This window comes from Sedimentibacter sp. B4 (assembly GCF_000309315.1).
GTDB classification, from domain to species: Bacteria; Bacillota; Clostridia; order Tissierellales; family Sedimentibacteraceae; genus Sedimentibacter; species Sedimentibacter saalensis.
Map to the genome: position 1 here is coordinate 1 of NZ_CANG01000065.1, position 289 is coordinate 289.

Below are 289 nucleotides of genomic sequence, written 5' to 3' on the forward strand. Positions count from 1 at the left end.
TTGAGCCCTTCCCGGTAGACCAGGCCGTCGACGTCGACCTGGCGGGGCTGGTAGGCCGCCAGCCGGGCGAGCGGCTCCGCGACATCGTGGATGGCGTTGTGGCCGAGCCAGGCGCGGGCCGAGTGCGCGGCCGTGCCCTGGGTGGAGAGCGTGAACCGCAGCGTGCCCTGGCAGCCACCCTCGACCTGCGCGGACGTCGGCTCCATCAGCACCGCGAAGTCGCCGGCAAGCCACTCCGGGTGCTCGCGGGCGACCCGCGTGAGGGAGTTGTCCTCTGCCGCGACCTCCT

Annotated in this window: 1 pseudogene; it reads right to left on the reverse strand. The window is 73.4% G+C overall.

From position 1 onward, the window contains the following. Positions 1-289 (reverse strand): annotated as a pseudogene (locus BN358_RS26035) (succinyl-diaminopimelate desuccinylase); the annotation flags it as partial.